General features: G+C 36.1%; 8 protein-coding genes and 1 tRNA gene. 5 read left to right on the top strand and 4 right to left on the bottom strand.

Features of this window, described 5'->3' with window-relative positions; genetic code table 11:
- Together ENL20_07870 and ENL20_07865 are read right to left on the bottom strand one after the other, a co-directional pair.
- Nucleotides 1–1,198 (bottom strand): bifunctional folylpolyglutamate synthase/dihydrofolate synthase (locus ENL20_07870; GenBank protein HHE38477.1); only part of this gene is annotated, 1,198 nt, incomplete at its 3' end.
- A 208-nt stretch (nucleotides 1,199–1,406) separates the two neighbouring features.
- A complete protein-coding gene (locus ENL20_07865) occupies nucleotides 1,407–1,772 on the bottom strand; it encodes a hypothetical protein (GenBank protein HHE38476.1) in 366 nt (121 codons plus the stop codon).
- Nucleotides 1,773–1,921: 149 nt separating this feature from the next.
- On the opposite strand from ENL20_07865, the gene ENL20_07860 reads away from it, so the two are divergent.
- The 4 genes from ENL20_07860 to ENL20_07845 all read left to right on the top strand — a co-directional run bounded on the left by ENL20_07860 (nucleotide 1,922) and on the right by ENL20_07845 (nucleotide 4,419).
- Nucleotides 1,922–2,848, top strand: coding sequence for a 3-phosphoglycerate dehydrogenase (locus ENL20_07860; GenBank protein ID HHE38475.1), 927 nt, complete (start codon nucleotides 1,922–1,924; stop codon nucleotides 2,846–2,848).
- Between the two features lie 65 nt (nucleotides 2,849–2,913).
- Nucleotides 2,914–3,882, top strand: coding sequence for a transcriptional regulator (locus ENL20_07855; GenBank protein HHE38474.1), 969 nt, complete (start codon nucleotides 2,914–2,916; stop codon nucleotides 3,880–3,882).
- A gap of 163 nt (nucleotides 3,883–4,045) precedes the next feature.
- Nucleotides 4,046–4,120: transfer RNA gene (locus ENL20_07850), tRNA-Asn, on the top strand.
- Nucleotides 4,121–4,170: 50 nt separating this feature from the next.
- Entirely contained in the window at nucleotides 4,171–4,419 is a 249-nt protein-coding gene (locus tag ENL20_07845) for a GIY-YIG nuclease family protein (GenBank protein ID HHE38473.1), read from the top strand.
- A 138-nt stretch (nucleotides 4,420–4,557) separates the two neighbouring features.
- Here ENL20_07845 and ENL20_07840 read toward each other — a convergent pair whose 3' ends face one another.
- Entirely contained in the window at nucleotides 4,558–6,009 is a 1,452-nt protein-coding gene (locus tag ENL20_07840) for a Do family serine endopeptidase (protein HHE38472.1), read from the bottom strand.
- 141 nt (nucleotides 6,010–6,150) lie between these two features.
- The gene (locus ENL20_07835; protein HHE38471.1) at nucleotides 6,151–6,582 is read right to left on the bottom strand and encodes an Hsp20/alpha crystallin family protein; all 432 of its coding nucleotides are present in this window, start codon (nucleotides 6,580–6,582) and stop codon (nucleotides 6,151–6,153) included.
- Between the two features lie 256 nt (nucleotides 6,583–6,838).
- On the opposite strand from ENL20_07835, the gene ENL20_07830 reads away from it, so the two are divergent.
- Nucleotides 6,839–8,796: AAA family ATPase (locus tag ENL20_07830; protein HHE38470.1), on the top strand; the 1,958-nt coding region annotated here is incomplete at its 3' end.

Here is an 8,796-nt window from a genome sequence, read left to right as displayed (position 1 = left end):
CTTGCTTGATCGCAGTTTTTGTTGCTCTTACAACATTATCTATAGTTTCAAAATCGATATTGCTGTTATTCACAAATTTTTCCTGCTCTTCGATTTCTGCTGCTCTGGTTGATCTATTTTTTGAAATAAATATTTTATGACTTATTGCACATATATTTTCTATTATTTTTTCCAGATTTTTATCCCGCAAAATTGCCATCACAAAATAAATCTTCTTATTTGGAAACAATTCTTTCAGATTTTGAGTTAAAGTCTCGATTCCTTCTTCATTATGAGCACCGTCGATCATAACGGTTGGATTTTTTCTTATGATCTGCATCCTGCCTGACCAGTTAATTTTTGTTAGAGCTTTTCTGATATTTTCAGGTCTAAAAGTTCGATTTGTTCTTTTAAGGAAAAGCAAAAAAGCAAAAATGGCAAGGGCAGCATTGTCCGCTTGATGTTTACCAATAAGATTTAATTTTACTTTTTTTTGAGAGAAATCTTTGCTCTGATAATCAAAAATCGTTCCTGCTGTTGAAATCTTAATATTTGTTACTTGGAAATCTTTTCCTATTTCGAAAACCTGTATATCAAATTTTTTAGCTCTTTTTTTGATGATCAGGGAAGCTTTTTTGGACATTTTTCCTAAAATCAAAGGAGTTTCCTGTTTCAGAATACCAGCTTTCTCAAAGGCAATTTTTTCTAAAGAATCTCCAAGACTTTTGCGATGGTCGTAAGAAATGGTTGTAATAACAGAAATCGTTGACCTAAAAGGATTTGTTCCGTCCAATCTACCACCGAGCCCAACTTCAAAAATAGCATTCTCTACCTGTTCTTGATAGAATTGATAAAAAGCCATAGCAGTTGTTATTTCAAAAAAAGAAGCTTCATTTTTCTCGAAAATGTTTTCCCATTTTTTATAAATATCGATTAATTTTTCTAAACCGATATTCTCCCCATCGATCCTGATCCTTTCCCGATAATCAACAAGATGAGGAGAAGTATTCAAACCCGTTTTCAGACTTGATCCAAGGGACAAAGCTTCACAAATTGCTGCTGTTGAACCTTTGCCATTGGTTCCGGCAATGTGTATCCCGTGCAATTTCTCATTTGGATTTCCCATCAGTTTAAGAATATTTTCCATTCTGTCCAAACCGAGTTTAACATTTCCGGAATGACGCTGATAAATATAATCTAAAAATTCTTTATATTTCATATAATGGTAATATTCATTTCCGCTTCATTAATATTTTTTCGATAGTTGAATGTCATTCAGAGGTTTCTGATAATGAATTTCTAACAAAAAATCTGTTGAAAATACTTTAGAATGACAATCAAATAGCTCTTTTTCAAATGTAAAATGTTAGTTAGTAACAAAAAAACCTTCAAGAAAAAACTTGAAGGTTCATTTTGCTAAATTATTCTTATTCAACAATTGATTCCGGCAGTTTATGATCAGGAAATTCTTCCACATTCGGACAGGTTACAGTTATTTTTCCAGATTCAAAATCACCTTCCATAAAGTATTTGTCACCAACACTTTTTTCTGGACATTCAAAAGTTTTCTTCAGATAACCCATTCTCATCAAATCCTGGGCAGTTCCGTTGAAATCAATTTCTCTTTCCTGCATAAAAAGTTCGATAGCATCATAAATTATTTTCATATTCCTGATACATTCTTCAGCTTTCTGTTTTCTATTGATATTGAATTTCTGCGGTAAAATAAGAATAAATACTAATAGTAAGAACGCAATGATACTGATAATTTTATAAATACTAATTTTTTTCATCTTTACTCCTTGTTACTAATAGTGGTGAAAAACTTGTAGTTTTGATTTTCCGTCAAGTTTTTTGTTTTTCAGGAAAATTTATTGGATAATACTTGACCAAAAAAATGGATTTTTCTTTTAATGAATCAAAAAAAATAACGGAGGAAATTATGGCAAAAAAAATTCTGGTTGCAACCGTAAAACCGTTTGCTAAAGCAGCAGTTGAAAAAATTTCACAAATCTGCCAGAATGCAGGTTATGAAATGACCTTATTAGAAAAATATGATGAACAAAGTGATCTCGTTAGTGCAGTTAAAGATGTTGATGCTTTGATAATTAGAAGTGATAAAGTTACCAAAGAAGTGATCGATAATGCAGATAATTTGAAGATCGTGGTGCGTGCAGGTGCAGGTTATGATAATGTTGATCTTGATGCTGCCACAGGAAAGGAAGTTGTGGTGATGAACACTCCCGGACAGAATTCTAATGCAGTAGCAGAATTAGCTTTTGGAATGATGATCTATCTGGCAAGAGGACAATTCAATGGAAAACCGGGAACCGAACTGAAAGGAAAAAGACTCGGTATTCATGCTTATGGAAATGTTGGTGAAAATGTAGCCCGTATTGCTAAAGGTTTTGACATGGAAGTCGTGGCTTTCGATCCTTATATTCCAAAAACGAAAATGGAAAAAGACGGAGTTATTCCTCTCGAAACAGTTGAAGAATTATATAACACCTGTGATTATGTATCGGTTCATTTACCTTCTATCCCGGAAACACAGAAATTCATCAATAAACAATTGTTAAGCATTATGAAAAGAGGAGCTACAATTGTTAATACTGCGCGTAAAGAAGTTATTTATGAAGATGAATTGGTTTTTGTGTTCGAGAATAGAGACGACCTTAAATATGCTTCGGATATTGCTCCTGAAAAAAAAGATGAAATGATCAAAAAATTCGGGAATAGAGTTTATTTCACACCTAAAAAAATGGGTGCTCAAACTGCTGAAGCAAATATAAATGCCGGAGTTGCTGCGATCACTCAGATCATTGATTTCTTTGAAAAAGGTGATAATACTTTCCAGGTGAATAAATAGTATTCTGAGTCCCAAACCTTCAAGGTTTTAAAAACCTTGAAGGTTTTTTTTCGAGTTATTTTTTCATGCGAAACGAATCATTATATCGTCAATGGCGAATCCTCCATCTGATTTACAAAAATGGAAATCGAGGTATTTCCAATACTAATCTTGCTGAAGAATTCAGCGTTTCCACACGAACTATCAGAAGAGACATCACAAATCTTTCGTCAGTAGGATTTCCGATTTATGATGAAATCAGGGATAAATATCTATTTTATTTCATTCATCCCAATTATCATATTCCGGAAATTCATTTTACGCTCGCAGAAATTACTAGTATGTATTGGGCTTATCAAACTTCCCAATTTAGAAGAAAAGATGATGAAGAACCATTTTTATCGGCAATTAAAAAAATATCATCAACAATCCCCGCTGAAATGAGAAAATTCCTGAAAAAAATGGAGAATAATATCATCTCCGACAATTCTTTTGGATTGAAAGAACAAAATGAGATATTTGAGAAATTAAGGAAAATACAACTGGCAATGATCCAAAAAAAACGGGTGAGAATTAATTATTTCAGTCCGATCAATAAAGAATATAAAGCGAGGATCATTTCACCTTACGGATTCAAATCTTATCAGAATAATTTTTACCTGGCAGCATATTGTCATTCCCGAAAAGAGATCAGGATATTTGCCTTGAACAGAATTTCCAAAGTAAAGATTCTAACTAATAGTATTCATGAAACCGACTTTGATCTCGAGTCTTATTTTGATGCAGGATTTGGAGTTTTTTCCGATAAATTATTCAAAGTAAAACTGAAATTTTCTGAAAAAGCATCTTATTTCGTCAGGGAACGAATACTTCATAAAGAGCAGAAAATTACGGAATTAGATGATGATTCTATTATTTTAGAACTTCCTACTAAGGGATTATTTGAAATAAAAAAATTCATTTTATCTTACGGTAAAGATGTCAAAATGCTGGCACCTGAAGAATTAAAGCGATTAGTTAAGGAAGAAATCAGAGAAATTAATAATTTTTATTAACATTGACTTTTTGGAGTTGACATATAAACGAGTGTTTTTAAAAAGTCACACAAAATTAGATTCGATCCTGAATAGCTCAGCGGTAGAGCGGGTGGCTGTTATCCGGCAGCTGCCGGACGGGGATTCAAATCGTATGATCATTCAAAAAGAAAGAAATATTTTTTCCTGAATAGCTCAGCGGTAGAGCGGGTGGCTGTTAACCACTAGGTCGGGGGTTCAAATCCCTCTTCAGGAGCCATATTAAAACCTCCTTTTGTTGGAGGTTTTTTTTTATTTATTGAGGGAAATATGTTTGCAGTTTATGTCCTTTACTCTCGGAAATATGATAAAATTTATATCGGATTTACATCGAATCTTGAACAACGATTGATTTCACATAATAAATTATCTAATAAAGGTTGGACACCTAAATATAGACCTTGGAAGTTGATTTTGAAAGAGGAGTTTCCAGATAAAAAGTCGGCTATGAAACGCGAAAGAGAACTAAAATCACATAAGGGTAGAGATTTTATCAGGAATTTAATTTTGGAAAAATGAACGGTTGGCTATTATCCGGCAACTGCCGGACGGGGGTTCAAATCCCTCTTCAGGAGTAAATAAAAAACTTCCGAAGATTTTTGAACTTCGGAAGTTTTGTTTTTACTGTGTTTTTTATTTGTACCTATTTGGCGGCTATCATTCAACATTCACAGGTACAAACCGATAACCACCTCTTTTTGCTTTTACATAAAAGAGTACAATATCATTATTTTCATCTTTGATTTCATTCACGATGTTTTTATAGTCTTTCATATTTTCAACTGAACGATTATTGATCTCGAGGATAACATCTCCAATTCCTAAATTGGAACTTGCTGCCGGTGTATTATTTTCAATACCTGAAATAACAACTCCGCTTTCTTCCTCGATTTCATTTCTTTTTGCGAAGTCGCTGTTCAGGCTTTTCACTTCGAGACCAAGCCATTCAGTAGTTGAAGGTGTTTCATTAACTGCAACATCATCCGATGGTCTTTCTGTTAATTCGACAGTCAGTTCTTTTTCCTTCTTTTTCCTGACGATCTTCAACGGTATTTTTTTCCCGATATCACTACCGGCAACCATCAGCATAAATTTTGAGACATCCTCTACCTTTTGATGATCAAATTCAATAATTACATCACCGTTTTTCAAACCGGCATCATCAGCTGGTGTATCTTCGATCACCTGACTGACAAGTACACCAGCGACTTCATCCAGATCGAAACTTTTCCGCAGATCTGATGTAACTTCCTGCAGGTAAATTCCTAAATACGCTCTCGTAACTTTACCGTCGATGATCAGATCTGAGACAACTTCTCTGGTCAGATTGGCAGGAATGGCAAAACCGATTCCCATATTTCCACCGCTGGTACTTGTGATGGCAGCATTCACACCAATAACTTCACCTTTGATATTTACGAGAGGACCACCGCTGTTACCCGGATTGATGGCAGCATCTGTCTGGATATAATTCTGAAAAGTGGGAGAATCATTGCCAAAATTAAGGTTAGAACGACCGGTTGCGGATATAACTCCGACTGTAACAGTTCTTTCTAATCCAAGTCTTCCGAAAGGATTTCCAATCGCGATCGCCCAATCTCCAATCTCAATTTCGTCAGAATTTCCTAAAGAAGCAATTGTTACATTCTCGTCTTTTTCAACTTCGATCTTAATAAGAGCAATATCGGAAGCAGAATCCAATCCCACGATTTCAGCTTCATATTTAGCTTTGTCGGCAAGTGTAACCGTTATTTTTCCATCTTTGCCATTTTCCACAACATGATTATTGGTAATAATAAAAACATCGTTTCCATCTCTTTTGAAGATAAATCCGCTTCCCATCTGCATCGCTTGACGACTTTTCGGTTGTGGATTCCGGAATTGATCCGGGAAAAAGAATTTGAAAAATTCATCGTCAAAAGGAAGACCGCTTCCTGCTCCTGTTTTCACTTCATAATCGACTTGAATGTTCACAACCGATTCACGGATGTTCTTCACGACCTCGACAAAAGGACTTTTTTGATTTTTTGTGAGAGGTAGTTGAGCTAATAAAGTTGTTGAGATCATAACAAGTATGATCACGAAAATAAAATGTTTTTTTTGAAACATTATTTCCTCCAGAAATTATTTTTAAAACTAAAAAATAAAATATATCTTTTATTAGAAATACCAACAAATAATCATAGTTACAAAAAAAATGCCTGTTTGAAAGAAAAGCCGTGATTTCTCACGGCTTTCAGGAGAAGATCATTATTTGATCTTTATTTCTTTCGCCGGAACAGGTTCTTTCTTGGGAATAGATAAAGTCAGGACACCGTCTTCATACTTGGCTTTGATGCTATCGGCATCGCATTGATCGGTTAACGCAATTGATCGACGATAGTTTCCGCTGTAGCGTTCACATCTGTAGTATGAACCCTTTTTCTCTTCCTTCTTTTCTTCCTGTTTGGCTTCGATCACCAGTTCGTTCTCATTGAGAGAAACCTTGATGTTATCCTTTTTGATTCCCGGCAGATTTGCCACGACTTCATAATCCTTGTCGTTTTCTACCAGATCGATAGCCATTGAACGAACATTCTCCTGATCTTCATCATCTTCCAGAAAAAAGTTATTGAAAAAACGATCAAAAGCTGTTCTGATCGGCCAATAATCCCTTGTGTTTTTTCTTGCTAAAGTTTTCATTTTTTCCTCCTTAATAATTCGGCTGCTGTTTCCAGCTCACCATTTTTTTTCATTCTACATAAAATAGAATAATCGAGAAAAACGAAATGTCAAATAAAAATTAGCAGTCTTTCAGGGAGAGTGCTAAAAAATAATTTGGACAGCTTCATAAAGCCATTATATTGTATTTGTGATTCCATCATCTTGATGGGAATTACATAAATGTTGTGTAAAATAAGAAAAATATCCATCTGACGATGGTGATACAGGAGGAGATATGAATTTAAACAGACTAACAGTAAAATCTCAGGAAGCTCTGGAAAAAGCAAAACAGATTACTGAGGATAATAATAATCAGGAAATTACTTCTCTTCATTTTTTGTCTGCTCTAATTTCGGATGAAGATAGTTTTATCATTTCTTTATTGAAGAAGATAGATGTAGATATTTCTTCTATGAAAAATGAGATTTCTGCAGAAATTCAGAAAATTCCCGTGATCAGTGGAGCTTATCAAATCACTATTTCTCAGGATTTGAATAAAGTACTGACACAGGCAGAAAAAGAAGCGAAAGATCTGCAGGACGATTATGTCAGCGTCGAGCATCTGCTATTGGGAATGATCGAGAAGAGCAGAATTTCTCAGCTTCTGAAAAAATACAAAATCGATAAAAACCGGGTTTTGCTTGCTTTAAAAGAACTGCGTGGTTCCCAGAAAGTTACGGATCAAGATCCGGAAAGTAAATATCAGGCTCTGGAAAAATATGCCCGGAATCTGACAAAACTGGCGAGATTGGGAAAACTTGATCCGGTTATCGGCAGAGATGACGAGATCCGCAGGACGATCCAGACACTATCCAGAAGAAGGAAGAATAATCCCGTTCTGATCGGTGATCCGGGAGTTGGGAAAACAGCAATCGTGGAAGGATTAGCCAGACGAGTAATCGATCAGGATGTTCCTGATAATCTAAAGAATAAAGAAATTGTGGAATTGGATATGGGAGCACTTCTGGCTGGAGCGAAATTCAGGGGTGAGTTCGAAGATCGTTTGAAAGCAGTTTTAAAGGAAGTGGAAAAAGCTGAAGGTAAGATAATCCTGTTCATCGATGAATTGCATACAGTAGTCGGAGCAGGTGCAGCAGAAGGAGCTGTCGATGCTTCTAATATGCTCAAACCGGCTCTGGCAAGAGGAAGTCTGCATTGCGTTGGAGCGACGACTCTCGATGAATATCGCAAATATATCGAAAAAGATGCAGCTCTGGAAAGAAGATTCCAACCTGTTCTGGTTAATGAACCGGATGTAAATGACACGATTTCCATCCTGAGAGGAATTAAAGAAAAATATGAAGTTCATCATGGAGTGCAGATCACGGATAATGCTCTGGTTTCGGCAGCGGTTCTTTCCAATCGTTATATTTCCGATAGATTTCTTCCGGATAAAGCCATCGATCTGGTCGATGAAGCCTGCGCCAGTTTAAGAATGGAGATCAATTCCATGCCGACCGAACTCGATGAGATCGAGAGGAAAGTCAGACAACTGGAAATCGAAAAACTATCTCTGAAAAAAGAGAAGGATCAATCAAGTATTGAGCGTTTGAAGAAAATTTCGGAAGAAATGGAAAATCTGCGTCAAACTCAATCCGATCTGAAAATGCGTTGGGAGTTCGAAAAAAATCTGTTATCTCAAGTCAGTAATCTATCCGAAGAGATCGATAAGATCAAAGCAGAAGCAGAAATCGCAGAACGCAGGGGTGAACTGGGGAAGGTTTCCGAATTGAAATATGGTATTCTGACTTCCAAACAGAAAGAGTTGGAGGATTTGAAAGCAAAAATCCGTGAAATTCCCAAAGATAAGCAACTTCTCAAAGAATATGTGGATGAAGAATTAATTGCTGAAATGGTAGCAAAATGGACGGGAATTCCGGTCAGCAAACTGATGCAGAGCGAACTTCAAAAACTGGTGAAAATGGAGGATGTTCTTTCTAAACGAGTGATCGGGCAAAAGGAAGGAATTTCTGCTCTTTCCAATGCGATCAGGAGATCGAGAAGCGGACTTTCAGATGAGAACAAACCAATCGGTTCTTTCCTGTTTATGGGACCAACCGGAGTCGGTAAAACCGAACTGGCAAAAACTCTCGCCGAATTTCTCTTCAATTCCGAGAAATCCATCGTGCGCATCGATATGAGCGAATTTATGGTAAAACATTCGGTTGCCCGTCTGATCGGAGCTCCTCCCGG

This window comes from Candidatus Cloacimonadota bacterium (assembly GCA_011372345.1).
In the GTDB taxonomy this organism is placed as follows: domain Bacteria; phylum Cloacimonadota; class Cloacimonadia; order Cloacimonadales; family TCS61; genus DRTC01.
Note: the sequence above shows the minus strand (reverse complement) of the source record. Positions and strands in the feature narration are given on the sequence as shown.